Annotated in this window: 17 protein-coding genes; 11 read left to right on the forward strand and 6 right to left on the reverse strand. The window is 31.5% G+C overall.

The features are described 5' to 3' along the window. Positions 1–62: 62 nt before the first annotated feature. The 3 genes from VEU72_03150 to VEU72_03160 form a co-directional block, all read right to left on the reverse strand. Entirely contained in the window at positions 63–515 is a 453-nt protein-coding gene (locus VEU72_03150) for a WxcM-like domain-containing protein (protein HYL66130.1), read from the reverse strand. Between the two features lie 50 nt (positions 516–565). Continuing rightward, positions 566–1,678, reverse strand: coding sequence for an MBOAT family O-acyltransferase (locus VEU72_03155; protein ID HYL66131.1), 1,113 nt, complete (start codon positions 1,676–1,678; stop codon positions 566–568). A gap of 356 nt (positions 1,679–2,034) precedes the next feature. Continuing rightward, a complete protein-coding gene (locus tag VEU72_03160; protein HYL66132.1) occupies positions 2,035–3,087 on the reverse strand; it encodes a hypothetical protein in 1,053 nt (350 codons plus the stop codon). Between the two features lie 134 nt (positions 3,088–3,221). On the opposite strand from VEU72_03160, the gene rfbB reads away from it, so the two are divergent. The 3 genes from rfbB (at position 3,222) to VEU72_03175 (ending at position 6,427) form a co-directional block, all read left to right on the forward strand. Beyond that, entirely contained in the window at positions 3,222–4,211 is a 990-nt protein-coding gene (gene rfbB / locus VEU72_03165) for a dTDP-glucose 4,6-dehydratase (GenBank protein HYL66133.1), read from the forward strand. A gap of 20 nt (positions 4,212–4,231) precedes the next feature. Then, positions 4,232–5,308 (forward strand): glucose-1-phosphate thymidylyltransferase, encoded by a 1,077-nt coding sequence (locus VEU72_03170; GenBank protein HYL66134.1) that lies wholly within the window; start codon positions 4,232–4,234, stop codon positions 5,306–5,308. A gap of 72 nt (positions 5,309–5,380) precedes the next feature. Further along, positions 5,381–6,427 (forward strand): glycosyltransferase family 2 protein, encoded by a 1,047-nt coding sequence (locus VEU72_03175; protein HYL66135.1) that lies wholly within the window; start codon positions 5,381–5,383, stop codon positions 6,425–6,427. A gap of 10 nt (positions 6,428–6,437) precedes the next feature. Here the strand turns inward: VEU72_03175 and VEU72_03180 are convergent, their stop codons facing one another. Then, positions 6,438–7,490 carry a GNAT family N-acetyltransferase gene (locus VEU72_03180; protein ID HYL66136.1) on the reverse strand — a complete coding sequence of 351 codons (1,053 nt, stop codon included), beginning with the start codon at positions 7,488–7,490 and terminating at the stop codon, positions 6,438–6,440. 91 nt (positions 7,491–7,581) lie between these two features. On the opposite strand from VEU72_03180, the gene VEU72_03185 reads away from it, so the two are divergent. Continuing rightward, positions 7,582–8,427 carry a polysaccharide deacetylase family protein gene (locus VEU72_03185; GenBank protein ID HYL66137.1) on the forward strand — a complete coding sequence of 282 codons (846 nt, stop codon included), beginning with the start codon at positions 7,582–7,584 and terminating at the stop codon, positions 8,425–8,427. Positions 8,428–8,464: 37 nt separating this feature from the next. On the opposite strand, the gene VEU72_03190 is transcribed toward VEU72_03185, so the two are convergent. Next, on the reverse strand, positions 8,465–9,406 hold the full coding sequence (locus VEU72_03190) for an SDR family NAD(P)-dependent oxidoreductase (protein ID HYL66138.1): 942 nt from the start codon (positions 9,404–9,406) through the stop codon (positions 8,465–8,467). Positions 9,407–9,555: 149 nt separating this feature from the next. Between VEU72_03190 and VEU72_03195 the strand changes: the two genes are divergently transcribed. The 7 genes from VEU72_03195 (at position 9,556) to VEU72_03225 (ending at position 18,886) form a co-directional block, all read left to right on the forward strand. Continuing rightward, entirely contained in the window at positions 9,556–10,722 is a 1,167-nt protein-coding gene (locus VEU72_03195; protein ID HYL66139.1) for a glycosyltransferase family 4 protein, read from the forward strand. A 131-nt stretch (positions 10,723–10,853) separates the two neighbouring features. Beyond that, positions 10,854–11,873 (forward strand): SDR family NAD(P)-dependent oxidoreductase, encoded by a 1,020-nt coding sequence (locus tag VEU72_03200; GenBank protein ID HYL66140.1) that lies wholly within the window; start codon positions 10,854–10,856, stop codon positions 11,871–11,873. Between the two features lie 4 nt (positions 11,874–11,877). After that, on the forward strand, positions 11,878–13,152 hold the full coding sequence (locus VEU72_03205; protein HYL66141.1) for a DegT/DnrJ/EryC1/StrS family aminotransferase: 1,275 nt from the start codon (positions 11,878–11,880) through the stop codon (positions 13,150–13,152). Between the two features lie 53 nt (positions 13,153–13,205). Continuing rightward, positions 13,206–14,144: an NAD-dependent epimerase/dehydratase family protein gene (locus VEU72_03210; protein ID HYL66142.1), complete on the forward strand. Its 939-nt coding sequence runs from the start codon at positions 13,206–13,208 to the stop codon at positions 14,142–14,144. A gap of 90 nt (positions 14,145–14,234) precedes the next feature. Continuing rightward, positions 14,235–15,119 (forward strand): glycosyltransferase family 2 protein, encoded by an 885-nt coding sequence (locus tag VEU72_03215; protein ID HYL66143.1) that lies wholly within the window; start codon positions 14,235–14,237, stop codon positions 15,117–15,119. A 37-nt stretch (positions 15,120–15,156) separates the two neighbouring features. Then, complete coding sequence (locus tag VEU72_03220; GenBank protein HYL66144.1) at positions 15,157–17,949, forward strand: glycosyltransferase family 39 protein; 2,793 nt, start codon at positions 15,157–15,159, stop codon at positions 17,947–17,949. Between the two features lie 85 nt (positions 17,950–18,034). Beyond that, a complete protein-coding gene (locus VEU72_03225) occupies positions 18,035–18,886 on the forward strand; it encodes a class I SAM-dependent methyltransferase (GenBank protein HYL66145.1) in 852 nt (283 codons plus the stop codon). Between the two features lie 8 nt (positions 18,887–18,894). Here VEU72_03225 and VEU72_03230 read toward each other — a convergent pair whose 3' ends face one another. Beyond that, positions 18,895–19,938: a methyltransferase domain-containing protein gene (locus VEU72_03230; protein ID HYL66146.1), complete on the reverse strand. Its 1,044-nt coding sequence runs from the start codon at positions 19,936–19,938 to the stop codon at positions 18,895–18,897. Positions 19,939–20,032 lie beyond the last annotated feature (94 nt).

Here is a 20,032-nt window from a genome sequence, read left to right on the forward strand (position 1 = left end):
TTTATAATACAGCAAGATTTACAAAAAATCTTAGATGAATAATACTATTCAATTTAATTTCCCTATTTCTTCCATTTTGACCAATCATAATCATCAAAAGTCACGTTTTTCATTTCATTATCATTTGGTTTCCATGCAATATCTGCTAATGCTAATACTCTTGAAATTTCACTTGATATATTCAGATGAGCTGAAGAGCAATTTTTTGGAACGTGTATTAAAACTGGATTATCATCACTTGATTCTATTTCGTTATATTTACCATTTTTATCTCTAACAATGAAAACAACTTTACCGTGAATACAAACAAAATAGCTGTTACGTTTAGTATGAAGATGCGGCCCTTTTATCTCTCCTGGATTAACCGAACTTACATATACCATTTTGGGATGATTTTTTATTATGTTATCCCAATCTCTCCAGACTACAGTCAATGTTCCATTAACATGTTGATCATTAGTATCTTTAGTAGTATGTTTTTCTAGATTTACAGAACTTATGGTACCTTTTCCCATATTTGTTTTAAAAGTTTGTTCAAATAAAAGTCTTGATTATAGAATATAGACTAGAATTTAAAATATATGAAATCTTCAGGTTTGCCGTCAAAAAACAATAAAATCAAAAGTGTAATTGCTACTAAGAATACAATCCAATACCTTAATTTATAATTAGATATTTTTTCTGGCAAGTTTATCTTTTTGTATGAAATATAATGTAATGAAATGAATAATATCATAAACATAAATGGAATTTTATGAGATGACAAAAACGGTATTGTATATGTAGTTTGAAAATCAAGAAAAACATATTTTTTCATAGAATAAATCATATAATCAAAATTATTTACTCGAAAAGCAATCCAAGCTAAAAACACAAAATATTGGGTAATGAAAACAGATAACATTATTCCAATCTTACTTTTGAAAAACACATGATTTTTAAGAATTGGAATTTTATCAACAATCATTTTATGTAATGCAAGATACGAACCATGTAACATTCCCCATATGACAAAATTCCAGGATGCACCGTGCCAAAGACCGCCCAAAAACATGACAATGAACAAATTCAGATATGTTCTAAGATAGGATCTGCGGTTTCCACCTAACGGAATGTAAAGATAATCTCTTAACCAGGATGACAATGAGATATGCCAGCGTCTCCAAAAGTCTGATGGTGAAGTGGCAAAATACGGTTTGTTAAAGTTAAGAGGAAGTTTGAATCCAAGAATTGTTGCGGCACCCAATGCGATATCGGTATAACCTGAAAAATCACAATAGATTTGAATTCCAAAGGCAATTGTGCCCAAAATAATGGTAAATGATTCACTTCCTACAGGATAATTAAATACGTCTTTAACCAATGGTGCTATGTTATCGGCAAAAAACATCTTTTTGAAAAACCCAAATGCCATCAACGTAATTCCAAATTTCAGGTTAGAATTGTGAAGTAAGATTTGTTTTAGTTTGTAAGTTGCTCCTGAATTTTCTAGTTTTTCTCTGAGTTGGGGCAAAAATTGATGTGCTCTCATAATAGGGCCAGCTACTAATTGAGGAAAAAATGCAACAAAAAGTGCATATTCTCTAAGACGTACTGGGGTAATTATTCCACGATAAATCCCAACAGTATAGGTTATTGAATGAAAGGTGTAGAATGAAATTCCAATTGGCAATGCCAAATTGAGTAATGGAAGGTGAGTATCTAGATTAAAGTAATGACCTAAAATATTGAATTGTGTTGCAACAAAATCGGAATATTTAAAGAAACCCAATAATCCAAGATTTCCAGCCAGACTGGTTATCAAAAGCGCTTTTTTTATTTTAATATTTTTTGCTTTCCAAATAGCCCGACCAAAATAATAATCCCAAATAGTTGTGAAGAGTAAAAGTGAAATTAAATAATTGCTAGAATAATAGAAGAAAAAGTAACTTGCAAACAGAAGAAATAGATGTTGAAACTTGCGATTTTTAATAATTACAATCATAGCTAAAACAACAATGAAGAAAATAACAAAATCAAGAGTGTTAAAAAGCATTATTGATTAATTCCTTCTAAAATTATCTTTGAGATATCTTTACTGTAGATTGAAGTATTATTGAATATGGCAATGTGTTGAGGATCGTACCATATGGACAGATCTTTGTATTTATCCTCAAGAGAATAAATTTTTACTTTGTAATCTTTTGATAAATTTTGTATCAGAGTATCAAATGAGGTCTTTTCAGAACTTGGCATCGCGTCTAAATAATATTTAGATTGGGGGGTAGTAAAAATTAGGATTTTGATGTTATTTTGCTGTAGTTTGGCTATGATTTCTTTTAATGCAATTAAATTTACATTTTTATTATAATCTCCAATTCCATTAAAAGATGCACCTTCTACAAAAAATGTGTTTTTTAATTCAGCGTCACTTTTAGGAACATCGTTTTTGCTATCATTAAAAAGTGCGTTTGGATATGGACGTACTAATAAAATACTTTCAGTAGATTTTTTTTTAATTGATTCATTTACATTATTTTCTAGTAATTTCAAGGCAGTTAGAGTTACAAGTTTTGGGTTTTCTATAAACCCAAGATCATAATTTGAAAGCAATTTTGTCGGTATTTCATTAAAAAAGTCATGTGCATCAGGCAAAAAAGAAGCAGGTTTACTTGCTAATTGCCCAGAAGGGAATGGATCCATAAAATCACGATATGAAATACCATAAACAACAATTTTGGGGTTAGATGAAATCAAAAGATCCATATTCTTCAATCTTTCTTTAGGGCTATCAGCACCTATTGCCAAATTATAAACATCAAAATCTTGATTATTTTTTAATAATTCCTCCTGAATGTAAGTAGTGTTTAATGGTTTTATGTGGCTAGACCCTATTAGATAAATTTTATTTCTGTTAGGATCTAAATGTTGTGAGAGAAATTTTGTTTGAGTTATCTTTTCTTGGTCTTCTTGATCTAATGCTTTTGAAAATTCTTTAGTGTTATTTTGAATTGAGTATTGTTGGAAAAAATCAACAACAAACAAAATAGAAAACGCTATAATAATTGCGCAGATAGCAGAGATCGCAATTTTTGCAGTAAAATTCAATCACTGTATATGACAAAATGTTTATTTATTTAGTATTCTATTACGAATAATTTTATGTTTTTTGCCATCGTCTGTATATTCAATAATGTATAATGTTAAATAAAGAAAACAAAACACGGATTATAGAATTTACTATGAAACTATTAGTTACTGGAGGATTAGGATTTATTGGTAGTAATTTTATTTTACATGTATTAGCCACGAATAAAAATTTCAAAATTACAAATATTGATGCAGAGCTCCCTGGTTCTAATAAACAAAATCTAATTGATTTACAGAATAATAAAAATTACAAATATGTAAAAGGCAACATAACTAATAAAAAACTAATTAACAAACTAGTTTCAAAAACAGATGCTGTTATCAATTTTGCTGCAGAATCTCATGTAGATAGAAGTATTTCCAATCCAAAACCGTTTGTAAACTCCAACATACTTGGAACCTATACAATCCTAGAGGCAATACGAAAACATAGGAAGAAACTCATCCAGATTTCAACTGATGAAGTTTTTGGCAGTTTAAAAACGGGCAGCGCCCCAGAAAGATATCCGTTTAATCCCTCTAGTCCATATGCTGCATCAAAAGCCTCTGCAGAATTACTTGTTCAGTCATATGTAACAACTTATGATTGCTATGCAATAATCACAAGGTGCACAAATAATTATGGCCCCCATCAATCTCCAGAAAAGCTTATTCCCAAAGTAATTTTTCTAGCAGAAAATAATAAAAAAATCCCAATATACGGAACAGGGAAAAATATTCGTGACTGGATATTTGTTCTGGATCATTGTGATGCTTTACTGAAGGTTTTTTTCAAGGGGGAAAAAGGCGAATCATACAATATTTCATGTTCCAATGAAATAGATAATCTGACAATAGTAAAAAAAATACTAGAAATCATGGGAAAACGAAAAGATCTAATTCATTTTACAACTGATCGACCAGGTCATGATTTTCGTTATAGCTTGAATTCTTCTAAAATTTACAAGGAATTAAAATGGAAACCGTCACATAATTTTGAGAAAGGATTGGAATATACGATAAACTGGTATCTTAGAAACAAAAAATGGTGGAAAAAGACTACAGCAAAAGAACTAGGTTCCAATCCTTGGAAAACTAGATAAGCTAAATAAAATAACCGATTATGAATTCATTGAAAGGCATAATTTTGCATGGAGGACATGGTACAAGATTAAGGCCCTTAACTCATACAGGTCCTAAACAACTTCTTCCAATAGCAAACAAACCAATGTCACAATATTGTATAGAATCACTTAGAGATGCAGGAATAACTGATATTGCTATCATCATAGGCGGTTTGGGTTCAAACAAAGTACAAGAATATTATGGCTCAGGAGAAGGATTTGGTGTAAAATTAACTTATATTGAACAAGATTCTCCACGTGGAATTGCTCATGCAATACGTTTGTGCAAAGAATTTGTCAATGACCAAAAATTCATAGTTTTTCTTGGAGACAATATCCTTAAGCGAAGTATTTCTGATTATGCAATAAATTTTCAACAATCTGATGCTAAAGCATCGATCTTACTTTGTGAGGTAAGTAACCCCACACAATTTGGTATAGCAGATGTTAAAGATGGAGTTATTAAAAAAATAATGGAAAAACCAAAGAATCCTCCTACAAATCTTGCAGTAACTGGAATCTATTTTCTGACACCTACAATATTTGAAATAATAGACAGACTCAAACCTTCTTGGAGAAATGAGCTTGAAATTACTGATGCTTTACAGATGCTTTTGGAAGAAGGTAATAAAATCACCTATTATATGGTAACAGACTATTGGAAAGACACTGGAACTCCCCAAGATATCATACATGCAAACAATGTCATTTTAGAAGACATGAAGCCGTATTTTCTTGGAAAAAAAGAGACGGATGTTTTTATTACTGGAAATGTAATGGTTGGTGAAAATACTTTACTTGAGACTGGTTCAAAAATTATAGGACCTGTAATCATAGGAAAAAATTGTACGATACATGCTGGAACGCAGATAGGCCCCAATACCAGCATCGGAGATGAATCTCACATAGCTAAATGCAATATTGAGAATTCTATAATAATGTCAGGTTGTAAGATTGATTGCGATATTAAAATACGAGACAGTATAATTGCATTTAATTCTGAAATTATATCAAAAGATGACAATAACAAAAACAAAATTTTCTTACTAGGTGAAGGTACTAAAATTTCACTTTAAGGTAGAAATAATTTCTGAGATAAATTTGAGAATGTTAAATAACCTAAGATTAAGCTAGACAGTAAGAACAGTTTGATAAAAGATCACTCTAATTCATTGGTAAGCATAGTAATCCTAAATTATAATGCAGGCGACTTGCTGATAAATTGTATCGAGTCTATTTTTAAAACAAATTATGATAATTATGAAGTAATTTTGGTTGACAATGCTTCTACTGATAAAAGCTATAAAAAATGCAAGGAAAAATTTAGCGAGATTCATTTAATTGAAAATAAAGAGAATCTTGGTTACTGTGAAGGAAATAATGTTGGCATAAGGAAAGCAAGAGGACAGTATGTGGCAATACTTAATCCAGATACTAAAGTGGAACCAAATTGGCTAAATGAACTTGTAGCAGCTCATAACAAATACGGAGAAGCTCTCTATCAACCAAAAATATTGGCATTTGAGAACAGAGTCTTTGAGAGTGCGGGTAACATGTTACATGTATTTGGTTTTGGCTATCCAAAAGGAAGAGGAGAGATAGATGAAGGTCAATATGGGAAAGTAGAAGTTATCGGATATGCATCAGGTGCATGTTTGTTTACATCTATAGAAGTGTTAAACAACATAGGTTATTTTGATCCATTCTTGTTTTTGTATCATGATGACCTAGAGTTAGGTTGGAGAGCCGCACAAAGAGGCATAAAATCATACTATATACCCTCAACAACTATCTATCATCTTGCTAGTTATAATTTGAGATGGAGTGCACAAAAGTTCTTTTGGTTAGAGAGAAACCGACATTATTGTTTACTGACTCACTATTCAAAAAAGACATTTTACAAAATGTTACCTGCTCTGATAGCTGTAGAAATAATGGTGCTCCTTTTCTATTTATCAAAAGGATTCATAGGTGCCAAATTCCGAGCTTATTCAGACATTATAAAAAATAGAAAAAAAATATCGGAGAAATATAAAGAAATAGAGTCTAAGAAAATACTTGCCGATAAAGAATTAATAAAAGATTTTCCTAATCATATGTTAGTACCTAATTTCCTATCAACTTCATTTGCTAACAGAATTTTTAATTCCATAATATCAAACTTGAGTAAAATTACAAAGAAAACATTATTGTAGAATCACATATTTAGAAAACATCATAGTCACCAAATGAAAAGAACCAGTTATCGTATTTCTTTAATTGTTCCATCCCGCTGTTTGAATCAGAATGAATTAGTATAAAGTGAGAGGATTGAGGTTTTAGGAATTTTGGTGCAATTTTAAAACCATTCTGACGAAGTAATTGGAATTCCAATGCAGAAGTTCCACATGTTGCAATTACAAATGATACTCCCAAATTCCAGAAATATTCAAGTGTTGCAATTAACAAGTCCTTGATTACTTCACTATTTTCATCAGAATCTACCACAAAGTCTACAATTATTCCAACTGATTTGCCATTTACTTGAGTTTTCCTTGCAATTGTGTATCCTTTTAGTATAGAGTTTTTCTTCAATACAAAGGTCTTGTACTTTCTTGTCGGATTATTTCTATATCTCCAGTTAAGAAATTCTTTTGTTCGTCTTTGAATAATAGGAATTCTTTTGCTTGCTTTTTCAGACAATATCTCAAAACTTTCATCAAAATCTACATCATAATCAGATATCATGGGATTGATCTTTCTGTCAACTTTCCATAAATTATCAAAAGGACGCAAAATGACATTCAAAGGAAAAGAAAAATAATCTGATAATCGTAATGGCCGAAATAAAATTGGCAGATCAACAATCTCAAATGATCCCTTCTTCATAAATGAGTTAAACGAGTTATCATTTGCAACTCCGTAAATACATGAAATTCCTTTTTTTACAGATTCTTCTTGAACGGTTGAAATTAGCTTAGAAAATATTCCTTTTTTCCTATAATCTGGATCTACGTATGAATTACATGATAGTGATGCTTTCACGATCTTTTGATTAACAATGATGCTCATTGGAAGTATAGATTCAACTCCCACAACAGAATTACCATTTTCATCATCTTTTGCAGTTATAACAATGGCGTTTCCTTCCGGGTTCTTCAAATATTGCCATTCAAAAAAATCGGGATTAGATATCTCTGTTTCACCAAAGATTTTTCGTGTTAGTTTTAGAATAGAATCCTTATCATATTCCAAATTACCAGACTGTGAAAATATCATATGGTTTAATTTTGATTACAATAAGATATGAGTATTTGCGAGTTCTCTGAAAGGATATAAACTTGATCAAATCTCAAAGAGTAACTATAAGATGAATCTCCTCGGAATAGACTTTGAGGATTGGTTTCACCCAGAACTTATCCAACGTCACATAACCGGAAAAGAAAAGAATCCCACGGTAATAAATGGTATAAACAAGATATTAGATTGGCTGCGTAAAAATGAAACTTTTGCTACTTTTTTTATCGTAGGAGAATTAATTGAAGCAAGACCTGAACTTTTGGACAAAATAACTAATGGCGGACATGAGATTGCATTTCACACCATGTATCACACTAGAATAGATGCTCCAAACTTTAAAGAGAAATTCATAGAAGAATTAAAGCTATTTGATAAGATTACTTCCAAGCGGTCAAAAGGTTTCAGAGCACCTTCATTTTCGTTAAACCACTCTAGTTCATGGTTAATCGATGTTTTGTCAAGTCATAACTATCAGTATGATAGCAGTGTAGTGCCTGCAAAAACAAAATTATATGGAATTCCTAACGCAGAAACTAAACCATATAGAATAACCAGTTCAACATTAGAACACAACGATCCAGTTGGTACAATAATCGAATTTCCCATGTTAACTACACGCATTATGGGGTATACAATTCCAGCTTGTGGAGGATTTTATTTGAGATTTCTTCCATTAAATATCATAGAAAGAGCAATCAAACATGAGAACAAACAAGGTATTCCTGCTACATTTTTCATTCATTCCTGGGAACTCACACCTGAATTAATGCCAAAAATTGATTTGCCTTTCTCAGACAGTTTCATTACATATCACAATCTTGGTAAAGCACTTTCCAAGATGGACACTTTGATAAAGAAATTCAAGTTTACTTCTTTTGAAAGATTTATTTCTCAAAAAGGCGTGTCTTCGTTTTAAAAAAATTTCACAAAATTAACTATTCATAATTTGTTAGTTATTTTCCTTCTTTTTCAAAGAATTGAATTGTTTTTTTTATCCCATCTTTTACAGGAACCTCGATCTTCCATCCTAGAGAACTCAGTTTTGTATTGTCCACTAGAAAATTTCCCACATCGACTTTTTCAGTGTATTGTGGAGGATCTATGTATTTTATTTTAGAACCTGTTAGTTCCTCCAACCAAGTTCCTATTTCATAAAACCAAGTTTTCTTATATGATGAGATCCAATACAAATTTCCAGATTTTCCTTTATTCATCAGAGTTTTAAGAGATGATACAACATCAGAAATGTAAATCACATCTCTAAAGAATTGTCCTTTGTTGTAAATTGTGACCTCTTTGCTTTTGTATGCTTGATATATCAAGAAATTCAGAGCGTTTTTTATCGGAGTTTCTGACTGCTCTCTAGGTCCAAAAGAATTCGTTATTCTAAATACAACAGTATCTAAACCATATACATTATGATATATTTTTGAAAAGTGTTCGCTTGATAGCCTATTGATACCATAAACAGTTGTGGGATTACAAGCCGTTTCTTCAGTAACTGGAAGTTGAGATGGTCTTCCTATTACAATGAATGTACTACCCAAGATAAATCTGCATTTTGGATTTATTTTCTTAATTTTCTCCAAAATGCAAAGAGTAGATTTTGAATTCACGTCCACATCATAGAGAGGATTATCAAATGATTTCTTATGGGAAGTCTCACCGGCCAGGTGAAATATAACTTCAGGATTATTATTTTCTATACTTTTTTCAAGTTGAGTAAAATTTGTAACATCGACATATTCCAATCGTATTTTGTCTAGATTTTGTATAACATTCTGTCTTTTGTCATCATTTCTTGCCAACAGCGTAACTTCGTGTCCATCTTTTAGCAATTCATCACATAGATGACTTCCCACAAATCCTGTTCCGCCAGTAATTAGTACTCTCATTTACTGCACCCTAAAATAATCAAAGATCATCATAGTTAGCATTACAGAGTTTGAATTTAATATTATCTCATATCATGAACTTATCGAATTTACAAAAATAGATAGCAATTGAAGAGTAATATAGAGTAAACAAGAAAAAATACAAGATATTGAAAAATGTAATTCTTAAAACTCGATTCAAAGGTGCCATATTACATGGCTTATACAATGAGATGATCAAGAATCCGCCTCAAGGCTATAAAATTCTGACACCAAGCGGGCAAGAAAAAAGCCCACTTACAAAAGTCACATTCCAAATAGACAATAATTTCTATAAAAGATTCTTGTATCAATTTGGTGCACTACCATATCTTACCATACAATTGAGAGGTGAAAAAATCGATTATAATAACTGTGATTTAATTTTTGCAGCTCAACACCTTCTCAAAACAGAAAAACCGTGGGTTGTTGATCTTGAATTTGTAAATGCACTTGCTGGTTACTGTAACATTTACTTGGTAAGAAATTCAATTTCAAAAAAATTGAAGTCAAAAGAATGCAAAGCCATCTTACCATGGAGTAATTGGGGTTCAGATACATTGCAAAATTCAATTAATTGTACAGCATTCAAAGACAAGATAAGAGTTGTGAGATACACAGTACCTCCTAAAAATAAAAGAAACTATGTAGGAAAATCTGGAATTCGTATGCTTTTTGTTGGCAGCATAAATCAATGTGGAAGAATGAGAGAGATGTACAAGGCGCTGTATGAAAATGTAGAGGCTTTTATTCAATTACAAGACAAATATGATGATCTTGAGCTTGTGATCAGATCAAGTGTTACTCCAGAGGTAAGAAAAAGAACAAGCAAGTATCCAAACATCAAGATAATAGACACTCTCCTGTCAGATGCTCAAATGGAGGACCTTTATCGCTCTGCCGACATATTTCCACATGTAGGATATGAGGCCTTGAATTTGTCAACTTTGGAGGCTATGAGTTATGGGATTCCAGTAATAGCAACCAATCTCTACAACATACCAGAAGCTATAGCCCATATGAAAAATGGAATGTTAATAGACTTGCCAGATTCTAGGTTATTTTACACCAAATATGGATGTCCAAATGAATATTCAAATCCTCCCATTGACACTATGAAAAAATTCAGAACGTCAATGATAGATAAAACCAAGGATTGTATGAGGATGTTAATTGATGATTCATCTTTACGTCATAGTATAGGAAGAGAAGCACAACATGCAATTGAAAGCGGGGAATTTTCAATGAAACATAAAAATTCTATTTTAAAAGAAATTTTTGACAGGGCCACAGGTTAAGTTAACCTTTGCATTAGGTGTTACTATATAAATCATAAAATGTATAAAGTACAATCTAAAATTTCCAATAATCATTTAGACAATGGTGATAAACAAATGGTTCTAATACCACTTGTACAGAAATTTTGCCATTGAACAAAAATAGCAGATTAAGAAACAGACGAGTTCTTGTTACTGGTGGTGCAGGCTTCATAGGCTCTGAAGTTGTAAGACAGCTACATGGTTTGGGAGCAAAAGTAATTGTGTTTGATAATTATTCTTCTGGTAGAAGAAGATATTTGGATGAAATTCTTGGTGTTCATCAGATCAAAGGCAACATTACAAATTCTGTGAAGGTAAACGAAGTTGTCAACAAATCTGATTACATAATAAACCTTGCAGCTTTGCCATTCATACCTGATTCATACTATTATCCTGCAGAATTTTTCAAAGTAAATGCAGAGGGTACTATTAACATGGCAATGGCAGCAATTAGATCCAAGCGAATCAAAGGTTTTGTTCACATCTCAACTAGTGAAGTATATGGTAGTGCCAAAACTGTTCCAATGTCAGAAGAACACCCAACTTTACCACAATCAACATACGCAACAAGTAAACTTGCCGGGGAAAGAGCGATATTTACTTTACATAAAGAGCATGGCTTTCCAGCTGTTATCATAAGGCCATTTAATAGCTATGGACCAAGGATAACTCAACCATATATAATTCCAGAAATAATAAGCCAGATGTTTCATAACAAGAATTTTGTGAAATTAGGAAATGTTGAATCATTCAGAGACTTTACATATGTTTCAGATACAGCTAGAGGAATAATATCAGCACTGACAGAAGATAAAGCGATAGGAGAAACTATCAACATAGGAAGCAACAAAAGTTATAAAATAAAAGACCTTGTATTGTTGGTAGCAAAAATTCTCGAGAAAAAGGTCAAGATAGTGATAGATAAAGAACGATTTAGACCATTTGATGTTCAAAAGTTGGTATGCGATTATCACAAAGCCAAAAAATTACTTGGGTGGACACCCACAGTACCTATTGACGAAGGTCTGACAAAAACAATAGATTGGATGAGGAACAATTCACCAGATTTTGCTACTCCTTTTGAGGGATGGGCAAAAACATACAGAATGAACCTAAGTCACAAGAAATGAAATCATGACCTCAGTAAAACCAACAATTATCAAATTAATACGAAAGAACTTTGAAAAGCGACACGAATTCATCCCTGGAAAAACTAGAATAGCTCTTATCGAGCCAGCGTTTGGGCCAGATGAAGTTATAGAAGCATTGGATTCACTGCTTACCACAAATGTTACAATGGGCAAGAAAGTAAAGAGATTTGAGCATCTTTTTTCAAGATACATCAAATCTCGTTTTTCATCAATGGTAAATTCTGGTTCTTCAGCTAATTTAGTTGCGCTATCAGCATTAACTAATCCTTGGTTCCAACGAAGGATTAAAAAAAATACAGAAGTAATAACACCTGCAGTCACATGGGCTACTACAGTATATCCTCTATACAATCTTAATTTAAAACCAAAATTCGTGGATATCAATTTAGAAAATTTCTGCATGAAAACAGACGATTTGGATAGAGCAGTTTCTTCTAATACTTCCTTGCTTTTGCCAGTACATCTACTTGGTAACGTTTGTGACATGTCTATTATAAAAGAAGTAGCTACAAAAAAAGATCTTCTGATAATGGAGGATTGTTGTGAAGCTCACGGCGCAGAATTTAAAGGAAAAAAGGTCGGAACATTAGGAGACATAGGAACTTTCAGTTTCTTTCTTTCTCATCACATCACCACCATGGAAGGTGGAATGGTAGTAACGAATGACGAATCATTGCACGAATTGTCAAAAGCATTAAGAGCATTTGGTTGGATTCGAGATCTCAAACTAAAAGAGAAATTCATGAGTAAATACCCGCACATAGATCCAAGATATTTATTTGTAAACTTGGGATATAATTTTAGGCCTTTAGAGATTCAAGGAGCTTTTGGCATTCATCAAATAGCAAAACTAGAAAACTTCATAAAAATAAGAAAAGAAAATGCAAGATATTGGAGTAGGAGATTTTCACAATATGAAGATTACTTCATACTAACTAAGGAAACTCCCCATACAAGGTCGGTTTATTTTTGTTATCCATTAACAATTAAAAAAGACGCTCCTTTTGACAGAAAACATTTGTTAAATTATTTGAAGACAAAGAAAATAGAAACGCGCCCAATAATGTCAGGTAACTTTTTAGAACAACCAACTATAGAGTTTATTCCTCATGCAAAGTATGGTAAATTAGAAAATTCAAAATTAGCTATGCGTAACTCATTTTTCTTTGGAAATCATCATGAAATAGATAAGCCCCAACGAGAATATGTTGTAGATGTGATAGCACAGTTCATAGAATGCAAATTGTGGAAACGATGAGCCTTTGTAATTCTTGAAAATCGTTATTTAGCGTCAACATCATTGAATAATAAATGGATTTGAAAGGGGAAAAAACTGTAGTAACAGGCGGATCAGGATTCCTTGGATCTAGAATAGTAAAATTCCTTGAAGAAAAAGGAGTAGAAGACATCACAGTACCACGTTCAGATACTTGTGATTTGAGAATTGCTGAAAATTGTGCAATGATTACAAAAGGTGTAGATATTGTATTTCATGCTGCAGGAAATGTTGGAGGCATAGGGTATAACAAAGATCATCCCGGTTCTGTGTTTTATGATAATATAATGATGGATACATTGATGATGGAAGAAAGCAGAAAGAATAACGTAAAAAAATTTATTGCTATAGGTACTGTGTGTAGTTATCCCAAATTTGTGGATGTACCATTTTCTGAAGAAAAAATTTGGGAAGGATATCCTGAGGAAACAAATGCGTCATATGGTCTTTCCAAAAAAATGTTAATAGTTCAATCAGATGCATATCGTCAACAATATAATTTTAAATCAATAGTGCTTGTACAAACAAATCTATATGGACCAGGTGATAATTTCGATCCCAGTACCTCCCATGTAATACCGTCCTTGATAAAAAAAATTCATGATGCAAAAATACTTAATCAACACGAAATTGAGCTTTGGGGAGACGGAAGCCCGTCACGAGACTTTTTATATGTAGATGATGCCGCAAGAGCTGCTATTTTAGCAGCTGAGAAATATGAAAAAAGCGAACCAATCAATATAGGAAGTGGTAAAGAAATTACCATAAAAGAATTGGCAGAATTAATAATTAAATTAATGAATGCAGATCTCAGGATAAGATGGAATACACAAAAACCAAACGGACAACCACGTCGTTGTCTTAATATCGAAAAAGCAAAAAAAGAGATAGGGTTTATTCCAATTGTGAATATAGAAGACGGTTTAAAGAAAACTATAGAATGGTATGAAAGACAGCAAGAAAATAACAAATGAAAATCTGGTGAATAACAGTCTACCATATTGTTTGAGCATTTAATCTGAATAGTATACTTATATCACACATGTATAGTCAATTCAGTAATTTTGATAGTAGTAGGAATACCAGCATATAACGAAGAAAAAAACATAGCAAGAATAATCGTAAAATTACAAGAAGTCGCTGACAAAATAATAGTATGTAATGATGGTTCTACTGATTCCACGGGAATCATAGCTGAAAAAATGGGCGCCGTTGTTGTAAATCATCCAAAAAATCTAGGATACGGTGCTGGTATTAGAAGTATATTTCTCAAAGCATCAGAATTAGATTCAGATATACTTGTGACATTTGATGCAGATGGGCAACATAGAGTAGAAGATATTCAGGCAGTATTAGAACCAATTATTAAAAACGAGGCAGATATTGTTATTGGATCTAGGTTTCTAAGTGGAAATGACAAAAATGTTCCAGCGTATAGAAAAGTCGGCATAAAAACAATAACAAATATTACAAATACTTCAACAGATCTGAACCTAACTGATTCTCAGAGTGGTTTTAGAGCGTATAACAAAAAAGTTCTAAAAGATATTGTTCCTTCTGAATATGGAATGGGTGTTTCAACTGAGATTCTTATAAAAGCTAGTAAAAGAGAATACAAAATAAAAGAAGTTCCAATAACTGTATTGTATGATGGTGATACATCAACTCACCATCCAGTTTCACATGGGATATCAGTAATACTTAGTACGATGAAATTTGTATCCATAGAGCATCCTCTAAAATTTTATGGAATTCCTGGATTGATTTTCTTGACAATTGGTTTATTCTTTATAGTATGGACTCTTGAGGAATTTACATTAACACGTCAGGTTTGGACCAATATTTCATTAATAGGTATAGGTTCCATAATATTGGGTACAATGTTAACAATGACTTCAATAATGCTTTACTCCTTGATAAATGTCGTAAGAGAACGTCGTAGTGACTAAAAAGCATATTACATGAAGTTAATGAAATTCATTTAATATGAGTAGTTGGAATAATATCAAAAATATTGTTACAAAATTCAAAGGTTTAACCACTATAGGATTTACAAATATAATAGCTAGTGCAATTTCTGGTCTTTTTTGGTTCTACATTGCTAGACTATTAGGGACAACACATTATGGTGAGGTTAGCTATATCATTGCAATTTCTGGTATTGCACTTACGTTTTCACTTTTTGGATCTGGTAACGCTCTTTTAGTTTACACAGCTAAGGGAGTGAAAATTCAACCTCCAGTCTATTTTATTTCTATTGTCGCAATAGCAATTGCGTCTATTGTATTATACTTTATTTTTTACAATATTGGACTTTGTTTACTAGTTGTTGGTAATGGAATTTTTGGACTATCTACACTAGAATTACTTGGTTTAAAATCATACAAAAAATATGCACAGTATTTTATCATTCAAAGAATTCTAATGGTGGTTTTAGCAATTTCTCTTTATTATTTTATTGGTTATAATGGTATAATCATAGGCATTGGTTTATCTTACTTTCCAGCTTTGATACAATTATACAAAGTATTTAGAGGCTCAAAAATTGATTTTTCTCTAATAAAACCTCGTTTCAGTTTTTTGTTTATTAGCTATATACTGGATATTTCAAGAACATTTGGGAGTAGTATTGACAAAATTATTGTTGCACCAATGTTAGGTTTTGCTCTTTTGGGAAATTATCAGCTAGGAATACAATTTCTTTCAGTTTTAACCATTTTCCCTAGTGTTGTATATTATTACCTAGTACCACATGATGCAAGTGGAAATCCAAATGCGAGATTAAAAAAGATTTCAATTGTCATTTCTGTCGGTCTTGCAATTCCATCAATTGTGTTATCCCCATTTATCGTACCTATTTTATTTCCAAAATTCACTGAAGCAGTTCAAGTAATTCAAATCGTAAGTTTGTCAATAATACCAATTACCATAAGCAATATGTACATATCGAAATTTCTAGGAAATGAAAAGATTAGAATTGTACTTATAGGAGCAGGAATATTCATTGCAATTCAGATTCCAACCATTTTATTGTTTGGAAAAATTTTTGGAGTCAATGGAATTGCTTTGTCATATGTTTTAGCAACAACTGTAGAAGCAATATATCTAATCACTATAGATCGTTTGTATTTCAAAAAGAGAATAATAAAGTTTGAAGATCAAAGTACAAAGTTTGAAGATCAAAGTACAAAGTTTGAAAATCAAAGTACAAAGTTTGAAAATCAAAGTACTACTAATAATAGAGTTTCAAACATTGATTTTATCGAGAGAAAAATTGAATTTTTAGTAAGAAATCCAATTATTTCTATTTTCATACTATGTACCATTGGTCTATTTTTCCGATTGTATTATTTTCCTTATAATGTTCCATTAACTCTTGATGCACTAAATAGTTATTTTTTCTATGCAAGTGATACCAGTATTTTGGGCCATTTCCCTACCAATCACATAGTAGGTAATAATGGATGGCCTGCATTTTTATCAATTTTCTTTACTATTTTTCGATTTGAAAATACGCTTGATTATATGACATTACAACGTCTCATAACAGTATCATTTTCTGTATTAACAATCATTCCAGTTTACCTATTATGTAGAAGGTTCTTTGAGAAACCATATGCGCTTATCGGAGCAGCTATTTTTGCACTTGAGCCTCACATAATTCAAAATTCTTTACTAGGATTGACCGAACCGCTCTATATCATTCTGATAACGTTGTCATTAGTTTTGTTCTTTAGTTCAAATAAAAAAATTACATATGCTTCATTTGCTATCACAGGACTTGCATCTCTTGTTAGAACTGAAGGTTTGTTCTTATTTTTCCCATTAATAATTATGTTTTATGTAAAGAATAGAAAAGGAGGAGGGGCGATAGCCAAATCTGCATTTGCGGTTTCCATTTTTATTGCCACAATAATACCAATGGCAATAATTAGAATCAAAAGTTATGGACAAGATTCATTGAGTAGTCGTATATCAGATGGTGTAACTGGTGTCTTGGCAACATCATCAGTTGGAAAAGATTCGTTTATTATTTTTATAAAAGGCATAATCAATATAGTAGAATTTACTGCGTGGTCACTAATTCCAATTTTAATATGTCTGGTACCAATAGGTATTTTTCTCATACTAAAGAAAAAATCATCAGAAAATATAACAATAATAGTAACCACAATTTCAATGAGTTTACCAGTAGTTTTTGCATTTTATTATCTACAAGATACACGTTTCATATACCCATTATTTCCAATATTTTGTATTTTATCAATTTTTACTATAAAGAAATTAGGAGCCAAGTTTAAAGATCAAAATATATTTTTGGTTTTAATTATTGGTGGCATTATTCTTTCATCAGGCATCTTTTTAGATATCAAAAAATATGATTATGAACATCAAAAAGAATCATTTGGCATTGCACAAAGTATTATCAGCATTGCAAAAGGAGTTAATGATTATTACCCCGATGATAGCTTTATCAAACCAGCTGAAATACCTCAAAAGTGGCCAGTTCTGAGTTCAACAATTCCAACAAACACAATCATAATTCCTACCCAAGGTTTTGATTCCCTAGAAAAATACATTGAATCTTCAAAAAGTAAAGGTTTGACTGATTTAGTTGTAGATGGTGCAAAAAATCGCCCATATTTTCTTAATGATGTATTTTACCATGATGAAAAATATCCATATTTGGTAAAAGTGTTTGATTCTTGGAATCATGGTTACAAATACCATTTAAAAATATACAAGATTGAATACCAGAATTTTGATCAGAATAAATGATGCACAAAAAATTATGTTTTCAAATTGCCTATAACCCAAGATATATAAATTTTTATGATAATTCCATTTCACAAGGTTTGATCAAATGAATTGTATTTCTTGCGGTAGTACGTCATTTACTCCCTATTCAGAAAACTCGAATATGGATTTACCCGTGTACAAATGTATAAAGTGTAATCTGTTAGTTACAGGTTCTACAGAAAGTGAGATCAGAGATAAATCAAAAAAGATCTATACCACCACATATTGGGAAGAACGAAAAGCAATTCAGTCTTTAGAGTCTAATTTTATGGATAAAACATCACAGTATAAATGGAAACATTGGAAGTCTCAGATTGAATACTGTAAACCATATCTGGACAATAAAAAAGATCTACTAGAGATTGGCTCTGGTGCAGGACAATCACTATTTTATTTTGAAAATATAGGATACATGGTAACTGGAATTGAACCAGATTCAAGAAATGTTTCTCTAATAAACAGCAAGTTAAAGCATGGACAGTGTATAACCGGTTTTGCAGAAGATTCGAATATTGATGGAAAATTTGATATAATTTGGATAAATCATGTTTTTGAGCATCTAATAAGACCCGATTTATTCTTAGTTAAATGTAAAAATAACTTGCGTGAAGATGGGATAATTTTCATTGAGGTTCCAGAATGCAAAAACCCCAAAATTTTAAATGAATCAATACGTGAGAATCCATCCACATTTCATTTTACGAGAGAAACCTTAACGAATGTTGTTAGAAATTGCGGATACAAAGTAATACGATGTGATTCATTACGTGTTCCAACACTTATTGAAGCAGGGATTTGGAGAATAATGAAAAAATGTAGTTTTATACCAATGAATCTTTATCCCTACTATCCTAGACTCATTACAGACAAAAATGATGGCCAACTAATCAGAATTATACTTTCAAAGGAACGATAGTCAAAAGATCATAATTTTTTTCCAGTTACGCTAATTCCACTTTCTATTTCCTTAAAATGAACTATTTTGGTTTTTGTATCTGCATACCATTTTCTAACTTGATCAGGTGTATGTCTAAAAGCAAATTTTGGAAAATACCAATCAAAGTTTACACCTACACTTCTTTCAAAGTTTCCGTCTTTTGCCCAAAAGCATTTGAGAAAATACCAATAAATGAATCTCTGTACATCATAAGTTCCAGATTTAATTTTCAAAACTGGAATGTCTCTAGGAATTTTTATTCTCTTTTTTAGTTGAGACAAGATCTTACCTAAATAAGTCATGTCTTTTGAAAATTCAATACATTCTTTTTCTGACATTATGGTTGTGTGTTCACGAATAAAATTGTCAGCAAATTCTCGCATTGGAGCTTTTTTGTTATAGACATAAATCGATATCATGCCATTTTTTTCCAAATATTTTGTGAGATTCTTAAATGATGTTTCTGTGTTTTTTGTGTGATGCAAAACTTGATCAGAACAAATAAAATTAAAAAATCTTTTTCTAAATGGCAGTCTTCGTATATCTGCTTGAAGAAAATGAATGTTTGTGGTTGTGCCATATCTTTTGTATGCAAAGTCTATGCTTTCACTTGCATCTATAGCAAAAACATGAGATTTTGGATTTGAGGAAAACAATTTTGCGCTGTTTCCTATTCCTGTTCCTGCATCCAAGATTTTGCTTCTAGTTTTTAGAAATTTGTTAAAATTGGCAAGATTTTTCCAGCCAAATCTATCTAAAAACCAATTTTGTTGGTGAAGGAACCAGTTTTTTTGATGGTAAAATTTATTATATTTTTTCCATTTAGAAGAAAATGCCGCTTCGGTCTTAACAAAACCTGTTGTTTCATCAATAACTAGTCTTGGAATACCTCTGATAATTCTAAATTTATGCCTGTTATTACATACTAACAAACCGCTAACAATCTCATTTTTTTCATATTTTTCAGATTTGAGTGTAAAGCCTTTGTAGCATTTGGGGCAAACAATATAGTTTACTAGATTAGCTTTCAAGATCAGTCTTCAATTTTACCTAGGTAAATAAAAAGTAATGTAATAAATTCAAAAATTTTTAAATAATGTTAATGAATAGATTGCGGTGTAATGA

The sequence above is a fragment of the Nitrosopumilaceae archaeon genome, from assembly GCA_035631875.1.
Lineage (GTDB): Archaea > Thermoproteota > Nitrososphaeria > Nitrososphaerales > Nitrosopumilaceae > TA-20.

What these genes read in the sequence shown, in the direction of transcription:
- VEU72_03150 (HYL66130.1), bottom strand. Translation starts at nt 515, where the DNA reads ATGGGAAAAGGTACCATAAGTTCTGTAAATCTAGAAAAACATACTACT.
- rfbB (HYL66133.1), top strand. Translation starts at nt 3,222, where the DNA reads ATGAAACTATTAGTTACTGGAGGATTAGGATTTATTGGTAGTAATTTT.
- VEU72_03170 (HYL66134.1), top strand. Translation starts at nt 4,232, where the DNA reads ATGAATTCATTGAAAGGCATAATTTTGCATGGAGGACATGGTACAAGA.
- VEU72_03180 (HYL66136.1), bottom strand. Translation starts at nt 7,490, where the DNA reads ATGATATTTTCACAGTCTGGTAATTTGGAATATGATAAGGATTCTATT.
- VEU72_03185 (HYL66137.1), top strand. Translation starts at nt 7,582, where the DNA reads ATGAATCTCCTCGGAATAGACTTTGAGGATTGGTTTCACCCAGAACTT.
- VEU72_03190 (HYL66138.1), bottom strand. Translation starts at nt 9,406, where the DNA reads ATGAGAGTACTAATTACTGGCGGAACAGGATTTGTGGGAAGTCATCTA.
- VEU72_03205 (HYL66141.1), top strand. Translation starts at nt 11,878, where the DNA reads ATGACCTCAGTAAAACCAACAATTATCAAATTAATACGAAAGAACTTT.
- VEU72_03210 (HYL66142.1), top strand. Translation starts at nt 13,206, where the DNA reads ATGGATTTGAAAGGGGAAAAAACTGTAGTAACAGGCGGATCAGGATTC.
- VEU72_03220 (HYL66144.1), top strand. Translation starts at nt 15,157, where the DNA reads ATGAGTAGTTGGAATAATATCAAAAATATTGTTACAAAATTCAAAGGT.
- VEU72_03225 (HYL66145.1), top strand. Translation starts at nt 18,035, where the DNA reads ATGAATTGTATTTCTTGCGGTAGTACGTCATTTACTCCCTATTCAGAA.